Genomic DNA, 16382 nt, shown 5'->3' with positions numbered 1-16382 from the left:
CTCTTATCAAGGTCAACATGAGTCTGTTTCCCGTTATCGTGGTGTTCGGTCTGTCGTTCCCACCGATATTTTTCGAGCTTCTTTTATCACTGGCGATCTTCTGGCTGGTGCGCAAGGTGCTGGTCCCTACCGGGATCTACGATTTCGTCTGGCACCCTGCATTGTTCAATACCGCGCTGTATTGCTGCCTGTTTTATCTGATATCGCGCATGTTTGTCTGAGGTTGATGTGAAAACGCTAACAAGAAAAATCTCCCGCACTGCCATCACAATGGCGCTGGTTATCCTCGCCTTCATCGCTATTTTCCGCGCCTGGGTTTATTACACCGAATCACCGTGGACGCGTGATGCACGCTTCAGCGCCGATGTGGTGGCAATAGCCCCTGACGTGGCCGGCCTTATCACGGCGGTCAACGTCCACGATAACCAGCTGGTGAAAAAAGATCAGGTCCTGTTCACCATCGACCAGCCTCGTTACCAGAAAGCGCTGGAAGAGGCGGAAGCGGACGTGGCCTATTATCAGGCGCTGGCTGCGGAGAAACGCCGCGAGGCAGGTCGCCGTAATCAGCTGGGCGTTCAGGCAATGTCCCGCGAAGAGATTGACCAGTCCAACAACGTGCTGCAAACCGTGCTGCACCAGCTGGCGAAAGCGCAGGCAACGCGCGATCTGGCGAAGCTCGATCTCGAGCGCACCGTGATCCGCGCGCCATCCGATGGTTGGGTCACCAACCTTAACGTCTATGCCGGGGAATTCATTACCCGTGGCTCTACCGCCGTGGCGCTGGTTAAACAGAACTCCTTCTACGTGCTAGCCTATATGGAAGAGACCAAGCTGGAAGGCGTGCGCCCAGGTTACCGGGCGGAAATCACGCCGCTCGGCAGCAACCGCGTCTTTAAAGGCACCGTCGACAGCGTTGCCGCAGGGGTGACTAACTCCAGCAGTTCTAACGATGCCAAAGGGATGGCGACGGTCGATTCCAACCTGGAGTGGGTGCGTCTGGCCCAGCGCGTGCCGGTACGTATTCATCTGGATGAACAGCAGGGAAATCTGTGGCCTGCGGGTACCACGGCGACGGTGGTGATCACCGGTGAAAAGGACCGGGATGCCAGCCAGGACTCGTTCTTCCGTAAAATTGCCCACCGCCTGCGCGAGTTTGGTTAATCGCCATGGGTATCTTTTCCATCGCCAGCCAGCATATTCGCTTCGCCGTGAAGCTGGCGTGCGCCATCGTGCTGGCGCTGTTTGTTGGCTTTCACTTCCAGCTTGAAACCCCTCGCTGGGCAGTGCTGACGGCTGCGATTGTCGCGGCGGGCCCGGCCTTTGCTGCGGGCGGGGAACCCTATTCAGGCGCGATCCGCTATCGCGGGATGCTGCGTATCATCGGGACGTTTATCGGCTGTTTCGCGGCGCTGACCATTATTATTCTCATGATCCGCACCCCGCTGCTGATGCTGATGGTGTGCTGTATCTGGGCCGGTTTCTGCACCTGGATCTCGTCTCTGGTGAAAGTGGAGAACTCCTACGCCTGGGGACTGGCGGGCTATACCGCGCTGATTATTGTCATCACTATCCAAAGTGAACCGCTGCTCGCCCCGCAGTTTGCGGTTGAGCGCTGCAGCGAGATTGTGATTGGTATTGTCAGCGCGATCGTCGCTGACCTGCTTTTCTCTCCGCGCTCCATCAAGCAGGAAGTCGACCGTGAGCTCGACGCGCTGATTGTTGCCCAGTATCAGCTGATGCAGCTGTGCATTAAGCATGGCGATAGCGAAGAGGTGGATAAAGCCTGGAGCGGGCTGGTACGTCGTACGCAGGCGCTGGAAGGAATGCGCAGCAACCTTAATATGGAGTCGTCGCGCTGGGCCCGCGCGAATCGACGCCTGAAAGCCCTCAACACCGTCTCTCTGACGCTGATTACCCAGGCATGTGAAACCTATCTGATTCAGAACACCCGGCCGGAAGCGGTCACCGATACGTTCCGCGAACTGTTTGCCGAGCCGGTGGAAACCGTACAGGACGTGCATAAGCAGCTTAAGCGCATGCGCCGGGTGATTGCCTGGACCGGGGAGCGCGACACGCCGGTAACCATCTACACCTGGGTCGGCGCCGCGACGCGCTATCTGCTTCTGAAGCGCGGCGTGATCGGTAACACCAAAATCAGCGCGGCGGAAGAAGAGGTGTTGCAGGGTGAAGTGGTGATCAAGGCGGAATCCGCCGAGCGCCATCACGCCATGGTCAATTTCTGGCGTACGACGCTTGCCTGTATGCTCGGCACGCTGTTCTGGCTGTGGACGGGCTGGACGTCCGGCAGCGGCGCGATGGTAATGATTGCCGTTGTGACCGCACTGGCGATGCGTCTGCCTAACCCGCGTATGGTTGCCATTGATTTCCTTTACGGCACGATTGCCGCGTTGCCGATAGGCGCGCTCTATTTCCTGGTCATCATCCCGTCGACGCAACAGAGCATGCTGCTGCTCTGTATTAGCCTGGCGGTAATGGCGTTCTTTATCGGCATTGAAGTGCAAAAGCGGCGTCTGGGATCGCTGGGGGCGCTGGCGAGTACGATTAACATCATCGTGCTCGATAACCCGATGACCTTCCATTTCAGCCAGTTCCTCGACAGCGCGTTAGGCCAGCTGGTGGGCTGCTTCCTGGCCATGATGGTGATACTGCTGGTGCGGGATAACTCGCAGGCAAGAACGGGCCGCGTGCTGCTGAACCAGTTTGTGTCGGCTGCCGTGTCGTCTTTGACAACCAATACCGCGCGCCGTAAAGAGAACCACCTGCCCGCGCTCTACCAGCAGCTGTTTTTGCTGCTGAACAAGTTCCCGGGCGATATCGCGAAGTTCCGCCTGGCGTTAACCATGATCATTGCGCACCAGCGTTTGCGTAACGCGCCCGTGCCGATCAACGACGATTTGTCGGCATACCACCGCCAGCTGCGTCGTACCGCCGATCACGTGCTTTCTGCCAGCAGCGATGACAAACGGCGTCGCTACTTTACGCAGCTGCTTGAAGAGCTCGATACCTATCAGGAAAAGCTCAAGCACTGGGAGGCGCCGCCTCAGGTGACCGAGCCGGTAGGACGGCTGGTGTTTATGCTGCATCGCTACCAGAATGCCCTCACGGATAACTGACTGAAGTAAAAAAACCGACGCCAAAAGCGTCGGTTTTTTTGTGGCTATACTTATTCCAGCACGTTCTTACATTTCAGAAAGGGAGAACACATGACGACCCAGGCGCTTCAGGACCACATCCTTTTTCAGACCGGTTATCTGGTCAACGGAATCTGGAAAACGCTGGATACAACCTTTGATGTGCTGAATCCCGCGACCGGCGAGGTCATTGCTAAAGTCGCTAAAGCGGGTAAAGCGCAAACCGAAGACGCTATTGCAGCGGCTACCCAGGCCTTCCCGGCATGGCGTGCCAAAACCGCGAAAGAACGCTCGGCGATTCTCTACCGCTGGTACGAACTGATTATTGAGAATAAAAGCTGGCTCGGGCGGTTGATGACCACCGAACAGGGCAAACCCCTGAAAGAAGCGGAGGGAGAAGTCGAGTACGCCGCCAGCTTTATCCAGTGGTTTGCCGAAGAGGCCAAACGCGCGAACGGTGAAATTATTCCGCCGATAAAACCCGGCTCACGCATTCTGGCGACCCGTGAACCCATTGGCGTGGTCGCGGCGATTACGCCGTGGAACTTCCCGATGGCCATGCTCACCCGCAAGTTAGGCCCGGCGCTGGCAGCAGGATGCACCGGGGTCATTAAACCGGCCAACAACACGCCGCTCAGCGCCTTTGCGCTGCTTACGCTGGCGAAACAGGCCGGTGTGCCCGACGGTGTTCTCAACGCCGTCGCCGGGAATACGCATGAAATCAGCGATGCGATCATGGCAAGCCGCGACGTGCGTAAAATCTCCTTTACCGGCTCAACCTCCGTCGGCAAAACGCTGGTGCGTAACGCCGCAGAAACCATGAAAAAAGTCTCGATGGAGCTGGGGGGAAATGCCCCGTATATCGTTTTTGAGGATGCGGACATCGACGCGGCGGTTAAGGGCGCGATCGCCAACAAGTTCCGCAATGCCGGGCAGGTCTGCGTCAGCGTGAACCGTTTTTATATTCAGGAAACCGTCTACGACAAATTTGTGAATAAACTCGCCGATGCGGTGAATGCGCTGAAGGTAGGTAATGGTCTTGAGGAGGGGGTGGTCGTCGGGCCGCTGATTGAACCTTCGGCGGTCAACAAGGTGCGTGAGCATGTCGACGACGCCGTTGTCCGGGGCGCAACCGTACTGGCAGGGGGTAAGCCCCATCCGCTTGGCGGAAATTTCTGGATGCCAACCGTGCTGGGCGACTGCCATGAAGGCATGAAGCTGGCAGAAGAAGAGACGTTTGGCCCGGTGGCGGCGTGCTTCCGTTTCACCTCGGAAGATGAAGTCATCCAGCGCGCCAACAACACGCCCTATGGGCTGGCGGCTTACTTCTACACCCAGAATCTCTCACGGGTCTTCCGCGTTTCACTGGCCATCGAGAGCGGGATGATCGGCATCAACGAGTGCGCCGTCTCCACGGAGCTTGGGCCCTTTGGCGGCGTAAAAGAGTCAGGCCTTGGACGAGAGGGCTCCGTGCTGGGGCTGGAAGAGTATCTGGAAGTTAAAACCCTGCATATTGGGGGATTATAATAGACAGGGCGGCATCTGCCGCTCGCCTGGACTGGGTGGCTGGCAATGAAAACCTATACGTTTGATTTTGACGAGATCGACAGTCAGGAAGACTTCTACCGTGAATTTATCCGGGCGTTTGATCTTGAACGGGAAAGCGTGACGAATCTGGATACGCTGTGGGACGTGGTCACCGGCAGTCAGTTGCCGCTACCGCTGGAAATTGAGTTCATCCATTTGCCCGATAAGCTGCGAAGACGTTTTGGCGCACTGATATTGCTGTTCGATGAAGCGGAAGAAGAGCTTGAAGGGCAGCTGCGCTTTAACGCGCGGCATTGAATGAAAAAAGCCCCTGACCATAAGGCCAGGGGCAAGTCGTATGATGAGATACGACGAGGGTTTATTTATACAGTTCTGCCGTTGCATGCCAGTGGTCACCCTGATTCAGTTCGGTGACGCGATAGCTGCTGGCGCCTGCTTTTTCAGCTTTGGCGGCAAGTTCGTGACGAATATCCATCGGTGAACCGGTGACAGACGTTACGGAGACGCTGCCCATACGCTGTAGATTTTGTGCCTGGTCGGCATTCACCTGCTGTACGGCTGCGCTCGCGCCGAAAGAGAGAACGGATGCCAGACCGAGGGTTGCGATGATCAATTTGGTTTTCATAGTCTTTACTCCTGAATAGGGTTTTTACTCAACGGCGAGAAGGGTTGAACCGCTATTTTTATGCCTGGTGCCGTTGAGTGGAGATTTACGTCTTCAGTTATTACTAAAACTTATTTGTACAGCTCAGCGGTGGCGTGCCAGTGGTCACCGGAACGCGCTTCGATGATGCGATAGGATAACGCACCCTGTTCTTCCGCTTTTTTGTTCAGCATCTCATGCATGTCCATTGGCGATGTGCCGACCGCGCCGACAGAAACCGTACCGATGGCCTGACGGGATTGCGCCTGGTCAGCATTGATAGAGTCAGCTGCGAAAGCACCGAATGACAGGACGGACAGGACGCTGAGCGCCGCTACAGTTGATTTGATTTTCATGATTTTTACCTCGTCGAATTTTTTAGTGGGGTCTTGTTTCGTGACCCTCATCACAAAATCAAGTATACACTAATAACGGTAAAAATTAATACCAGACTAATGGTTTCTATTGTTATTACGTGTTAACCAGTCTGTTTTTTATAACCAAATCGCATAATATTGGGCGTTTTTTGTTCATTTTAGTTGGTTATATCTAATAAAATCATATGGATATCAGCTTTTGATTTTTTGTGCGATTTTTTGATTTAGCATTCACCAGATGAATGTTAATAGGTGGTAAAAAGCACTATTTGTCAAAGTGAAGGGCAGTAGAAAAGAGGGGAGAACGCAGCGGAAGCAGAACGATCCCCGCAGCGGCGCTACGGGGAGAGGGGATTAGAGTTCCTGTTCGAACAGTACCAGAATGGCTTCGTGGAGATCTTTCACGGAGAAACCGCTAGCCGGTGTGGTAAAGATGGTGTCATCACCGGCGATAGTCCCGAGGATACCTTCCGTTTTACCCAGCGAGTCCAGCATGCGGGCAATCAGCTGCGCGGCACCCGGGCTTGTGTGGATCACCACGACGGCATCGTTATGATCGATATCCAGAACCAGGTTTTTGAGCGGGCTGGAGGTGGTCGGCACGCCAAGTTCTGCCGGCAGGCAATAGACCATCTCCATCTTGGCGTTACGCGTACGCACCGCGCCAAATTTCGTTAACATGCGGGAGACTTTCGACTGGTTGATGTTATCGAAGCCTTGTTCCTGCAGCGCCTGAACAATTTCTCCCTGAGAACTGAATTTCTCTTCTTTGAGTAGCGCCTTAAACGCCTTTACTAATTCTTCTTGCTTAGACGAGCTTCGCATAAGTCACCCGGAATATGACGATAGAAACAACATTATTATGCATGTGGATGAATTTTTATGCAAATTATCTACTCAGCGCCAGGCTGAAATAATGTTATGAAAGGGAGTGATTTTATCAGATTTCGTTATCAGAAAACATGCCTGGGTCACGCCGCGCAAATAAGCTTAAAAGTAAATTAAATGTTATCAAAATGATGTTGTTTTGGTGGCGGGGCAGGGTGTATTGTAACCACCTCTTAATGCGTTGCCCTCTGTCGTCAGATAGTCTTCTGGTGAGAGATAAAGTCGCGTGACCTCAAATTCTTTAGCTACGAAAATTGTAATTATTTACTTGCTGAATTATGGTCGCCGCAACGGATTTACAGATACTTAAGTTAACCATAATAAGGAGTTTAGGATGAAAGTCGCAGTCCTCGGCGCTGCTGGTGGTATCGGCCAGGCGCTTGCCCTACTACTGAAAACCCAACTGCCTTCAGGCTCAGAACTCTCCCTGTACGATATTGCTCCGGTAACCCCAGGTGTGGCGGTTGACCTGAGCCACATCCCGACTGCTGTAAAAATCAAAGGCTTCTCCGGTGAAGATGCACGTCCTGCGCTGCAGGGTGCCGACGTGGTGCTGATTTCTGCAGGCGTGGCGCGTAAGCCAGGCATGGATCGTTCAGACCTGTTCAACGTCAACGCGGGCATCGTGAAAAACCTGGTGCAGCAGATTGCAGAAATCTGCCCGAAAGCATGCATCGGGATCATCACTAACCCGGTGAACACCACCGTGGCTATCGCGGCAGAAGTGCTGAAGAAAGCGGGTGTTTACGACAAAAACAAACTGTTCGGCGTAACCACGCTGGATATCATCCGTTCCAACACCTTTGTTGCTGAGCTGAAAGGCAAGCAGCCAACAGAAGTAGAAGTACCGGTAATCGGCGGTCACTCTGGCGTCACCATCCTGCCTCTGCTGTCGCAGATCCCAGGCGTGAGCTTCACCGAGCAGGAAGTGGCTGACCTGACTAAACGCATCCAGAACGCGGGCACCGAAGTGGTGGAAGCGAAGGCGGGTGGCGGCTCTGCAACCCTGTCTATGGGCCAGGCGGCTGCGCGTTTTGGTCTGTCACTGGTTCGCGCTCTGCAGGGCGAGAAAGGCGTTGTTGAATGCGCTTACGTTGAAGGCGATGGTGAACACGCTCGCTTCTTCTCTCAGCCGCTGCTGCTGGGTAAAAACGGTATCGAAGAGCGTAAATCCATTGGTACGCTGAGCGCGTTTGAACAACACGCGATGGAAGGCATGCTGGATACGCTGAAGAAAGATATCACCCTGGGCGAAGAGTTCGTTAACAAGTAATACGAACCGTCTCCCGGTAAAAAAAACGGAGCTTATCGCTCCGTTTTTTTATGCCTGTCAGTTAGTGGCCGGGTATTCCTGAATCGTCACGTGCAGCGTCAGTTTCTTATCGTTGCGCATGACCTCAACAGGGATGATAGAACCCGGGCGAATTTCTGCCACCTGATCCATCGTCTCCAGCGCAGAGACCGCTGGCGTGCCGTTGACCGACACAATGACATCGTTTACCTGAATCCCCGCGTTAGCCGCCGGACCACCCGGTGCCACCTCGTTAACCACGATGCCCTGAATCTGATCGATACCGCCGCCCTGGGTATGCATCGGCGCAATTTCGCGCCCGCCGATACCGATATAGCCGCGGATCACGCGTCCGTCGCGGATCAGTTTATCCATGATTTTGGTCGCCAGCTGAAACGGAATGGCAAAGCCGATCCCTTCCGGCGTCTCACCGTCGTTACTTTTATCGAACGAGAGGGTATTGATACCCATCAGTTCGCCCAGCGAGTTGACCAGCGCCCCGCCGGAGTTACCGTGGTTGATGGAGGCATCGGTTTGCAGGAAGTTCTGCCGCCCGGAGGGGTTCAGACCGATACGACCGGTCGCGCTGATAATCCCCTGGGTGATGGTCTGGCCCAGGTTGTAAGGGTTACCGATAGCCAGTACGACGTCACCAATATGCGGGGTACGTTTACGGTTGATCGGGATGACCGGCAAACCGCCCGTGGCGTTAATTTTCAGAACGGCCAGGTCGGTCAGGCTGTCAGACCCAACGAGTAACGCCTCAAACACGCGGCCATCCTGCAGGGCGACGATGATCTGGTCGGCATCGTTAATCACGTGCTTGTTGGTAATAATGTAGCCGCGCTCGTCCATGATTACGCCGGAGCCGAGGGTACGGATCTCCAGCTGGTTATGGGCTGAGGTATTCAGGCCACGGTTATAGACGTTAACCACGGCAGGTGCGGCACGGCGGACGGCCTGGTTATAGGTGGCCGGCGTTTCATCCGTGCTATCGAACTGGGGAGCCGACAGTTTATTGAACTGACGTAAAGACGGCAGCGCCAGCAGCAGCAGGCCAGCGACAATCAAACCGATGACAGTAGAACGTAAGAGCTTTAAAAGCATGATGCGCGTGTCGTTAAAAAAGGAACGATTTGCAGCATAACATGAGTTATCCGGACATCACACGCAGCGGTGATGTCCGGGTCGCAAATGCTTAGCGCAACAGAATATAGATGGACTCATTGCCACGCATGACCTGCAGGGCAATAACCGCTGGTTTGCTTTCCAGCACCTTGCGCAGTTCGGCAATAGACTGCACGCGGTTGCGGTTTACACCGATAATCACGTCATCCTGATGCAATCCGGCCTGTGCGGCAGGGCTGCTCTTCTCGACGGTGTCGATGCTGATGCCTTTCGTACCGTCCTTCAGCTGCCCGTCGCTCAACGTAGCCCCCTGTAGCGCCGGGGCAATAAGCTCCGCGCTGGCCGAGGACGAGGTGCTCTTATCCAGCGTCACTTCAACGTCAAGCGGCTTACCGTCACGTATCAGGCCCAGCTTCACTTTGGCGCCAGGTTCCGTCGTGGCAATCCGTGAACGGAGTTCTGCAAAGCTGTTCAGCGGTTTGTCGTTCAGGCTGACGATAACATCTCCCGATTTCACGCCCGCTTTTGCCGAGCCGGAGTTTGGCAGCACTTCACTGACAAACGCCCCGCGCTGTACGTTGATATTGAACGCTTTTGCGATATCCGCGCTCATCTCCATACCTTTAATACCCAGCAGTCCGCGTTTGATTTCACCGAACTGGATCAGCTGCTGCGCCAGGGTTTTGGCCATGTTGCTGGGGATAGCAAAACCGATCCCGATGCTGCCGCCGCCCGGGGCCAGAATCGCCGTGTTAATCCCAATCAGCTCGCCGTTAAGGTTGAGCAACGCTCCGCCGGAGTTACCCCGGTTGATTGAGGCATCGGTCTGGATAAAGTTTTCCAGCCCTTCCAGATTGAGGCCGCTGCGCCCGAGCGCCGAGACGATCCCGGAGGTGGCGGTCTGCCCTAAGCCAAAGGGGTTGCCTACGGCGACGGCAAAATCGCCGACGCGCAGTTTGTCGGAGTCCGCGATGGCAATCTGGGTCAGGTTGCTTGGGTTTTGCACCTGCAGCAGCGCGATGTCGCTCTGGTCATCGCCGCCGATCAGTTTGGCATCAAATTCGCGGCCATCGTTCAGCTGGACGCTGATTTTATCGGCCTGGCTGATGACGTGGTTGTTGGTCAGGATATAGCCTTTTGCCGCATCAATAATGACGCCAGAACCCAGGCCTTCAAAAGGCTGAGCCTGCTGGTCGGGAGACTCATCGCCAAAATATTTTTTCAGTTCTTCAGGGACGCGTTGGCTTTGTACTGCGGTGCCCTCAACCTGAACGCTGACGACCGCCGGCAACACTTTTTCCAGCATAGGCGCGAGGCTTGGAATGGCCGCCTGGCCAGGCACCTGGGAGGGAATGGCGGCAAATACAGGGACGGACGCCGAGAGAGATAACCCGACACTTAACGCGATAGCGCTCAACAGCTGGTTTTTTTTCTTCATCGATGTTGACTCTCGTAACCTGGAATAAAGGAAAAACGGCCCTAAAAACACGTTGATGTTATTGAATTTTAAACCGCTGAACAATGAGGTGTTTAACTAAATGATAGCTGGGGTCATCAGGAAAGGACGGGCGCAATCGCTGCGCCCGTAAAATATATTCAGGTTGTGCGATTAATCGCGTTTTACACCGCCGCGCAGCAGGCCGGACGCGCCATCGGAATAGTCGCGAGGCATCTGAACGGGCGCCTGATCGTTACCGGCTTCAGAGTCAGCCAGACGGTTGCGGAACGGGTTGGTTTCCGCAGTCATTTCCGGCAGCAGGCTGCTGGAGCTTTTTGCCATATGTTGATAAAGCTGACGATAGTCGGTTGCCATGTTGTCCAGCAGCTCGGCGCTACGGGCAAAGTGGCTGACCAGCTCTTCACGATACTCTTCCAGCTCGGCTTTGTTCTTTTCCAGTTCGTACTGCAGTGACTGCTGCTGACGCAATTTGCGATTACCGAAACGCATGGCCACAGCACCGATGACGATGCCGACGACTAAACCGATTAGCGCATATTCCCAGGTCATGAACTTCTCCCGTTGTCTTGTTGTTCCGTAGGGTGTTGGCTCGGCTCCTGCCTGTGCCTGATAATGCCACTATAACCGCTATTTCTGCAGAAGTGGAATCCTGACGTATCATCGCGTAGTGTAGAACGGCCTTTTTTTCATCAGTCACGTCTGCTGGTGAGCGTTAATTGAAGGAATAACAATAATATTATGCAAAACCTGTCCCCTGCATCGCGATATCAACTGGCCCTAAACGAGGGCACTCATCAGCCTGATGACGTTCAACGTGAGGCGGTAAACCGTCTGGAGATGATTTACCAGGAGCTCACGGCAAAACCCGCTGAAGTCGAACAGAACGGTGGGCTAAAGGCGGCGTTTGGGCGGTTGCTCGGTAAAAAAGCGCCACAGGCTCACGCGCCGGTGCGCGGTTTATATATGTGGGGCGGGGTCGGTCGCGGAAAAACCTGGCTGATGGACATGTTCTATCTGAGCCTGCCTGGCGCACGTAAACAGCGTCTGCACTTCCATCGTTTTATGCTGCGGGTGCATGAAGAGCTGACCGTACTGCAGGGCAAAAGCGATCCGCTGGAGATTGTGGCCGACAGGTTCAAGGCGGAAACGGACGTGCTCTGCTTCGATGAATTTTTTGTGTCTGACATCACCGATGCCATGCTGCTAGGCGGCCTGATGAAGGCGCTATTTGCCCGCGGGATCACGCTGGTGGCTACGTCGAATATCCCGCCGGATGAACTCTATCGTAACGGCCTGCAGCGCGCACGCTTCCTGCCCGCCATCGATGCCATCAAGCAGCACTGCGATATCATGAACGTCGATGCCGGTGTCGATTATCGTCTGCGCACGCTGACCCAGGCGCATCTGTGGCTTTCGCCGTTAAATGCCGATACCACCCGCGAGATGGATACACTCTGGCTGGCGCTGGCGGGAGCAAAACGCGAGCACGCCCCAGAACTCGAGATTAACCATCGCCCGCTGCCCACACTCGGCGTCGAAAACCAAACGCTGGCGGTCTCCTTTACGACGCTCTGCGTGGATGCCCGCAGCCAGCACGACTACATTGCGCTTTCGCGTCTGTTCCACACCGTGATGGTGCTGGGCGTGCCGGTGATGACGCGGCTGATGGAGAGCGAAGCACGGCGCTTCATTGCGCTGGTGGACGAGTTTTATGAGCGCCACGTCAAGCTGGTGGTCAGCGCCGAGGTACCTTTATATGAGATTTACCAGGGCGAGCGGCTGAAGTTCGAGTTCCAGCGCTGCCTGTCGCGCCTGCAGGAGATGCAGAGCGAGGAATACCTGAAGCTGGAGCATATGCCGTAACAAATGCCCCCCTCTCCCGTGGGTGAGGGGCTGGGGGTGAGGGCACCAGACCGCACAATACCCACCCCCGAAAAACCCATTCCAAAACGCATTTAAGGGTCGATCTTTGACCTCAACTTCTCTATAATCTTGCGACCCCACGTTACGAGAAGGTTTTTTTCCCAAAACTTTCTATGTGTCGGCATGTGCTATTCGAAGGGGTAGGTTTGCCGGACTTTGTCGTGTGAGCCTCAACTGACTAAACGTTTGGGTGTTCACCAACGTGTAACTTATTTATTTGGGTAAGCTTTTAATGAAAACTTTTACAGCTAAACCAGAAACCGTACAGCGCGACTGGTATGTTGTTGACGCGACCGGTAAAACTCTGGGCCGTCTGGCTACTGAACTGGCTCGTCGCCTGCGCGGTAAGCATAAAGCGGAATACACTCCGCACGTTGATACCGGTGATTACATCATCGTTCTGAACGCTGATAAAGTTGCTGTAACCGGCAACAAGCGTACTGACAAAGTGTACTATCACCACACCGGCCACATCGGTGGTATCAAAGAAGCGACCTTTGAAGAGATGATTGCCCGCCGTCCTGAGCGTGTGATTGAAATCGCGGTTAAAGGCATGCTGCCAAAAGGCCCGCTGGGTCGTGCTATGTTCCGTAAACTGAAAGTTTACGCAGGCAACGAGCACAACCACGCGGCACAGCAACCGCAAGTTCTTGACATCTAATCGGGATTATAGGCAATGGCTGAAAATCAATACTACGGCACTGGTCGCCGCAAAAGTTCCGCAGCTCGCGTTTTCATCAAACCGGGCAGTGGTAAAATCGTAATCAACCAGCGTTCTCTGGAACAATACTTCGGTCGCGAAACTGCCCGCATGGTAGTTCGCCAGCCGCTGGAACTGGTTGATATGGTAGAAAAACTGGATCTGTACATCACCGTTAAAGGTGGTGGTATCTCCGGTCAGGCAGGTGCGATCCGTCACGGTATCACCCGCGCTCTGATGGAGTACGACGAATCCCTGCGTTCTGAACTGCGTAAAGCTGGCTTCGTTACTCGTGACGCGCGTCAGGTTGAACGTAAGAAAGTGGGTCTGCGTAAAGCACGTCGTCGTCCACAGTTCTCCAAACGTTAATCCATTCTGCTTACGCAGAACGATTGGCGAAAAACCCGCTTCGGCGGGTTTTTTTATGGATAATGCGCAGGTTATCCACAATATCCATGCATATATCTTCTCTTTTTCCACATTTCCAGAATCCCCTCACCACAAAGCCATCAAAATCTGGTAAACTATCATCCAATTTTCTGCCCAAATATCGGTGAATACTCGATTTTTGTTCGTTTCTTGAACAATGTGTTTTCTCTGGGATGGGCGATACAACATCTGGCTGGCCCCTGTTGGGCTGGTAGCAGTAAAAATTCTGAATATACCTGGAGGTTTTCATGGCTGTCGCTGCCAACAAACGTTCGGTAATGACGCTGTTTTCTGGTCCTACTGACATTTATAGCCATCAGGTTCGTATCGTGCTGGCCGAGAAGGGTGTCAGTTTTGAGATCGAGCATGTGGAAAAGGATAACCCGCCTCAGGATCTGATCGATCTCAACCCGAGCCAAAGCGTACCGACGCTGGTGGATCGCGAGCTGACCCTGTGGGAATCCCGTATCATTATGGAATATCTGGATGAGCGTTTCCCGCATCCGCCACTGATGCCTGTTTACCCTGTCGCGCGTGGTGAAAGCCGCCTGTACATGCAGCGTATCGAAAAAGACTGGTACTCGCTGATGAACGTGATTACCAGCGGTTCCGCTTCTGAAGCTGACGCTGCACGTAAGCAACTGCGTGAAGAGCTGCTGGCAATCGCCCCTGTGTTTGGTCAGAAACCATTCTTCCTGAGCGATGAGTTCAGCCTGGTGGATTGCTACCTGGCACCGTTGCTGTGGCGTCTGCCAACCCTGGGCGTAGAGTTCAGCGGTCCTGGCGCGAAAGAGCTGAAGGGCTATATGACTCGCGTATTTGAACGCGACTCTTTCCTGGCATCTTTAACTGAACCGGAACGTGAAATGCGTCTCGGCCGAGGCTAATGACTGTGGAAATGTCACAACTTACCCCACGCCGTCCGTATCTGCTGCGCGCCTTCTATGAATGGCTGCTGGATAACCAGCTCACGCCGCACCTGGTTGTGGATGTGACGTTGCCGGGCGTGCTGGTTCCAATGGAATACGCGCGTGACGGACAAATCGTACTGAACATTGCGCCGCGTGCGGTGGGTAACCTGGAGCTGGCAAACGATGAAGTGCGCTTCAACGCGCGTTTCGGCGGCGTGCCGCGTCAGGTTTCCGTGCCGCTGGCAGCCGTGCTGGCTATCTACGCGCGTGAAAACGGTGCGGGTACCATGTTCGAGCCGGAAGCGGCGTATGATGAAGATGTTGCCAGCCTGAATGATGACAACGCATCCGACGAGCGCGAAAGCGACACGGTGATGTCACTTATCGATGGCGATAAACCCGATCGTCACGACGACAATGACCCTGATGACGATCCGCCTCCGCGCGGTGGTCGTCCGGCTCTTCGCGTCGTGAAATAAAAACAGGCCCAATCGGGCCTGTTTTTTTTACACTTCCAGGTAGTTCAGGATCCCGTCAGCCGCCTTACGGCCTTCGGCAATCGCCGTTACCACCAGGTCAGAACCGCGAACGATATCGCCACCGGCGAAGATTTTCGGGTTGCTGGTCTGGAATGCGTTGTCGCTGCCTTCTGGCGCAATCACGCGGCCCTGCGAATCCAGCTCAACGCTGTGCTTCGCCAGCCATTCCATGCTGTGAGGACGGAAACCGAACGCCATCACCACGGCATCGGCCGGGATCACGTGCTCAGAACCGGCGACGATCTCGGCGCGACGACGGCCTTTCGCATCCGGTGCGCCCATCTCAGTGCGCGCCATCTTCACGCCGCTCACTTTACCGTTGGCATTCACTTCAATACCCAGAGGCTGGATGTTGAACTGGAACTCCACGCCCTCTTCACGCGCGTTTTTCACTTCGCGTTTGGAGCCCGGCATGTTCTCTTCGTCACGACGGTAGGCGCAGATCACGTGTGCCGCATTCTGACGAATGGAGGTACGCACGCAGTCCATCGCGGTATCACCGCCGCCCAGCACCACCACGCGTTTGCCTTCCATGCTGACGAACGGCTCATCGGCGGTTTCACCGTAGCCCATGATCTGCTTGGTGTTGGCAATCAGGAACGGCAGCGCGTCGTACACGCCCGGCGCGTCTTCGTTCTCCAGACCGCCGCGCATGGACTGATAGGTGCCCACGCCAAGGAACACGGCGTCGTAATCCTTCAGCAGGTCGTCGAGCTGCACGTCGCGGCCCACTTCCACGTTCAGTTTGAACTCAATGCCCATGCCGGTGAAGATTTCACGGCGACGGGTCATGACCTCTTTTTCCAGCTTGAAGGCAGGGATACCGAAGGTCAGCAGACCGCCGATTTCCGGATGGCGGTCAAAGACCACCGCCTTCACGCCGTTGCGGGTCAGCACGTCCGCACAGGCCAGGCCCGCCGGGCCCGCGCCGATGATTGCCACGCGCTTGTCGGTTTGCTTCACGCCGGTCATATCCGGACGCCAGCCCATCTCGAACGCTTTATCATTGATATAGCGCTCAATATTGCCGATGGTCACCGCGCCGAACTCGTCGTTCAGCGTACAGGAGCCTTCACACAGACGGTCCTGAGGGCACACGCGGCCGCACACTTCCGGCAGGGTGTTGGTCTGGTGAGACAGCTCGGCGGCTTCAAAAATACGCCCTTCGTTGGCCAGCTTCAGCCAGTTCGGGATGTAGTTGTGTACAGGACATTTCCATTCGCAGTAAGGGTTACCGCAGGACAGGCAGCGGTCTGCCTGAGCTTTGGCCTGGCCTTCTGAAAATGGCTCGTAGATTTCAACAAATTCAATTTTGCGGATCTTCAGCGGTTTCTTTGGCGGATCAACACGCTGCAGGTCGATAAACTGGTATACGTTCTGGCTCATCTGAATTC

Annotated in this window: 18 protein-coding genes; 11 read left to right on the top strand and 7 right to left on the bottom strand. The window is 54.9% G+C overall.

Going from position 1 to position 16382, the window contains the following annotated elements:
- Nucleotides 1-17: 17 nt before the first annotated feature.
- The 5 genes from aaeX (at nucleotide 18) to QMN93_RS13005 (ending at nucleotide 4997) form a co-directional block, all read left to right on the top strand.
- Nucleotides 18-221: a p-hydroxybenzoic acid efflux pump operon protein AaeX gene (aaeX, locus tag QMN93_RS13025; RefSeq protein WP_003860416.1), complete on the top strand. Its 204-nt coding sequence runs from the start codon at nucleotides 18-20 to the stop codon at nucleotides 219-221.
- A gap of 7 nt (nucleotides 222-228) precedes the next feature.
- The gene (aaeA, locus tag QMN93_RS13020) at nucleotides 229-1161 is read left to right on the top strand and encodes a p-hydroxybenzoic acid efflux pump subunit AaeA (RefSeq protein ID WP_023309394.1); all 933 of its coding nucleotides are present in this window, start codon (nucleotides 229-231) and stop codon (nucleotides 1159-1161) included.
- A gap of 5 nt (nucleotides 1162-1166) precedes the next feature.
- Entirely contained in the window at nucleotides 1167-3134 is a 1968-nt protein-coding gene (gene aaeB / locus QMN93_RS13015) for a p-hydroxybenzoic acid efflux pump subunit AaeB (RefSeq protein ID WP_033146764.1), read from the top strand.
- Between the two features lie 90 nt (nucleotides 3135-3224).
- Nucleotides 3225-4679, top strand: coding sequence for an NAD-dependent succinate-semialdehyde dehydrogenase (locus tag QMN93_RS13010; RefSeq protein WP_182382760.1), 1455 nt, complete (start codon nucleotides 3225-3227; stop codon nucleotides 4677-4679).
- Between the two features lie 45 nt (nucleotides 4680-4724).
- On the top strand, nucleotides 4725-4997 hold the full coding sequence (locus QMN93_RS13005) for a barstar family protein (protein WP_023309391.1): 273 nt from the start codon (nucleotides 4725-4727) through the stop codon (nucleotides 4995-4997).
- Nucleotides 4998-5058: 61 nt separating this feature from the next.
- Here QMN93_RS13005 and yhcN (QMN93_RS13000) read toward each other — a convergent pair whose 3' ends face one another.
- The 3 genes from yhcN (QMN93_RS13000) to argR form a co-directional block, all read right to left on the bottom strand.
- A complete protein-coding gene (gene yhcN, locus QMN93_RS13000; protein WP_032659672.1) occupies nucleotides 5059-5325 on the bottom strand; it encodes a peroxide/acid stress response protein YhcN in 267 nt (88 codons plus the stop codon).
- 110 nt (nucleotides 5326-5435) lie between these two features.
- Complete coding sequence (yhcN, locus tag QMN93_RS12995) at nucleotides 5436-5699, bottom strand: peroxide/acid stress response protein YhcN (protein WP_182382759.1); 264 nt, start codon at nucleotides 5697-5699, stop codon at nucleotides 5436-5438.
- A 375-nt stretch (nucleotides 5700-6074) separates the two neighbouring features.
- Complete coding sequence (gene argR / locus QMN93_RS12990) at nucleotides 6075-6545, bottom strand: transcriptional regulator ArgR (protein WP_023309388.1); 471 nt, start codon at nucleotides 6543-6545, stop codon at nucleotides 6075-6077.
- A gap of 397 nt (nucleotides 6546-6942) precedes the next feature.
- On the opposite strand from argR, the gene mdh reads away from it, so the two are divergent.
- On the top strand, nucleotides 6943-7881 hold the full coding sequence (gene mdh, locus QMN93_RS12985; protein ID WP_023309387.1) for a malate dehydrogenase: 939 nt from the start codon (nucleotides 6943-6945) through the stop codon (nucleotides 7879-7881).
- 57 nt (nucleotides 7882-7938) lie between these two features.
- Here the strand turns inward: mdh and degS are convergent, their stop codons facing one another.
- From degS to zapG, 3 genes are all read right to left on the bottom strand, one after another.
- Nucleotides 7939-9006, bottom strand: coding sequence for an outer membrane-stress sensor serine endopeptidase DegS (degS, locus tag QMN93_RS12980; protein ID WP_023309386.1), 1068 nt, complete (start codon nucleotides 9004-9006; stop codon nucleotides 7939-7941).
- Between the two features lie 91 nt (nucleotides 9007-9097).
- On the bottom strand, nucleotides 9098-10465 hold the full coding sequence (gene degQ / locus QMN93_RS12975) for a serine endoprotease DegQ (RefSeq protein ID WP_023309385.1): 1368 nt from the start codon (nucleotides 10463-10465) through the stop codon (nucleotides 9098-9100).
- A gap of 171 nt (nucleotides 10466-10636) precedes the next feature.
- Complete coding sequence (gene zapG, locus QMN93_RS12970; RefSeq protein ID WP_008502832.1) at nucleotides 10637-11035, bottom strand: Z-ring associated protein ZapG; 399 nt, start codon at nucleotides 11033-11035, stop codon at nucleotides 10637-10639.
- Nucleotides 11036-11224: 189 nt separating this feature from the next.
- Here zapG and zapE point away from each other — a divergent pair, with 189 nt between their 5' ends.
- The 5 genes from zapE to sspB all read left to right on the top strand — a co-directional run bounded on the left by zapE (nucleotide 11225) and on the right by sspB (nucleotide 14928).
- Complete coding sequence (gene zapE, locus QMN93_RS12965) at nucleotides 11225-12349, top strand: cell division protein ZapE (protein ID WP_182382758.1); 1125 nt, start codon at nucleotides 11225-11227, stop codon at nucleotides 12347-12349.
- Nucleotides 12350-12641: 292 nt separating this feature from the next.
- Nucleotides 12642-13070, top strand: coding sequence for a 50S ribosomal protein L13 (rplM, locus tag QMN93_RS12960; protein ID WP_006178824.1), 429 nt, complete (start codon nucleotides 12642-12644; stop codon nucleotides 13068-13070).
- 15 nt (nucleotides 13071-13085) lie between these two features.
- Entirely contained in the window at nucleotides 13086-13478 is a 393-nt protein-coding gene (gene rpsI / locus QMN93_RS12955; protein WP_003860436.1) for a 30S ribosomal protein S9, read from the top strand.
- A gap of 308 nt (nucleotides 13479-13786) precedes the next feature.
- Entirely contained in the window at nucleotides 13787-14425 is a 639-nt protein-coding gene (gene sspA, locus QMN93_RS12950) for a stringent starvation protein SspA (RefSeq protein ID WP_014885418.1), read from the top strand.
- Between the two features lie 5 nt (nucleotides 14426-14430).
- Nucleotides 14431-14928 carry a ClpXP protease specificity-enhancing factor gene (sspB, locus tag QMN93_RS12945; protein WP_029740078.1) on the top strand — a complete coding sequence of 166 codons (498 nt, stop codon included), beginning with the start codon at nucleotides 14431-14433 and terminating at the stop codon, nucleotides 14926-14928.
- Nucleotides 14929-14955: 27 nt separating this feature from the next.
- On the opposite strand, the gene gltD is transcribed toward sspB, so the two are convergent.
- Nucleotides 14956-16374 carry a glutamate synthase subunit GltD gene (gltD, locus tag QMN93_RS12940; protein ID WP_023309377.1) on the bottom strand — a complete coding sequence of 473 codons (1419 nt, stop codon included), beginning with the start codon at nucleotides 16372-16374 and terminating at the stop codon, nucleotides 14956-14958.
- Nucleotides 16375-16382: the final 8 nt, after the last annotated feature.

Origin of the sequence: Enterobacter sp. R-1.6.2 (assembly GCF_035064085.1) — a bacterium.
GTDB lineage: Bacteria > Pseudomonadota > Gammaproteobacteria > Enterobacterales > Enterobacteriaceae > Enterobacter > Enterobacter asburiae_B.
The sequence above is the reverse complement of the archived record's forward strand: the minus strand, read 5'-3'. Positions and strand labels throughout refer to the sequence as shown.

Bases quoted from the DNA above. Each gene is read 5' to 3' on its own strand.
- sspA (WP_014885418.1), top strand. From the start codon at position 13,787: ATGGCTGTCGCTGCCAACAAACGTTCGGTAATGACGCTGTTTTCTGGT.
- rplM (WP_006178824.1), top strand. From the start codon at position 12,642: ATGAAAACTTTTACAGCTAAACCAGAAACCGTACAGCGCGACTGGTAT.
- zapE (WP_182382758.1), top strand. From the start codon at position 11,225: ATGCAAAACCTGTCCCCTGCATCGCGATATCAACTGGCCCTAAACGAG.
- gltD (WP_023309377.1), bottom strand. From the start codon at position 16,374: ATGAGCCAGAACGTATACCAGTTTATCGACCTGCAGCGTGTTGATCCG.
- mdh (WP_023309387.1), top strand. From the start codon at position 6,943: ATGAAAGTCGCAGTCCTCGGCGCTGCTGGTGGTATCGGCCAGGCGCTT.
- rpsI (WP_003860436.1), top strand. From the start codon at position 13,086: ATGGCTGAAAATCAATACTACGGCACTGGTCGCCGCAAAAGTTCCGCA.
- QMN93_RS13005 (WP_023309391.1), top strand. From the start codon at position 4,725: ATGAAAACCTATACGTTTGATTTTGACGAGATCGACAGTCAGGAAGAC.
- degQ (WP_023309385.1), bottom strand. From the start codon at position 10,465: ATGAAGAAAAAAAACCAGCTGTTGAGCGCTATCGCGTTAAGTGTCGGG.
- yhcN (WP_182382759.1), bottom strand. From the start codon at position 5,699: ATGAAAATCAAATCAACTGTAGCGGCGCTCAGCGTCCTGTCCGTCCTG.
- yhcN (WP_032659672.1), bottom strand. From the start codon at position 5,325: ATGAAAACCAAATTGATCATCGCAACCCTCGGTCTGGCATCCGTTCTC.
- aaeX (WP_003860416.1), top strand. From the start codon at position 18: ATGAGTCTGTTTCCCGTTATCGTGGTGTTCGGTCTGTCGTTCCCACCG.
- zapG (WP_008502832.1), bottom strand. From the start codon at position 11,035: ATGACCTGGGAATATGCGCTAATCGGTTTAGTCGTCGGCATCGTCATC.
- degS (WP_023309386.1), bottom strand. From the start codon at position 9,006: ATGCTTTTAAAGCTCTTACGTTCTACTGTCATCGGTTTGATTGTCGCT.
- QMN93_RS13010 (WP_182382760.1), top strand. From the start codon at position 3,225: ATGACGACCCAGGCGCTTCAGGACCACATCCTTTTTCAGACCGGTTAT.
- argR (WP_023309388.1), bottom strand. From the start codon at position 6,545: ATGCGAAGCTCGTCTAAGCAAGAAGAATTAGTAAAGGCGTTTAAGGCG.
- aaeB (WP_033146764.1), top strand. From the start codon at position 1,167: ATGGGTATCTTTTCCATCGCCAGCCAGCATATTCGCTTCGCCGTGAAG.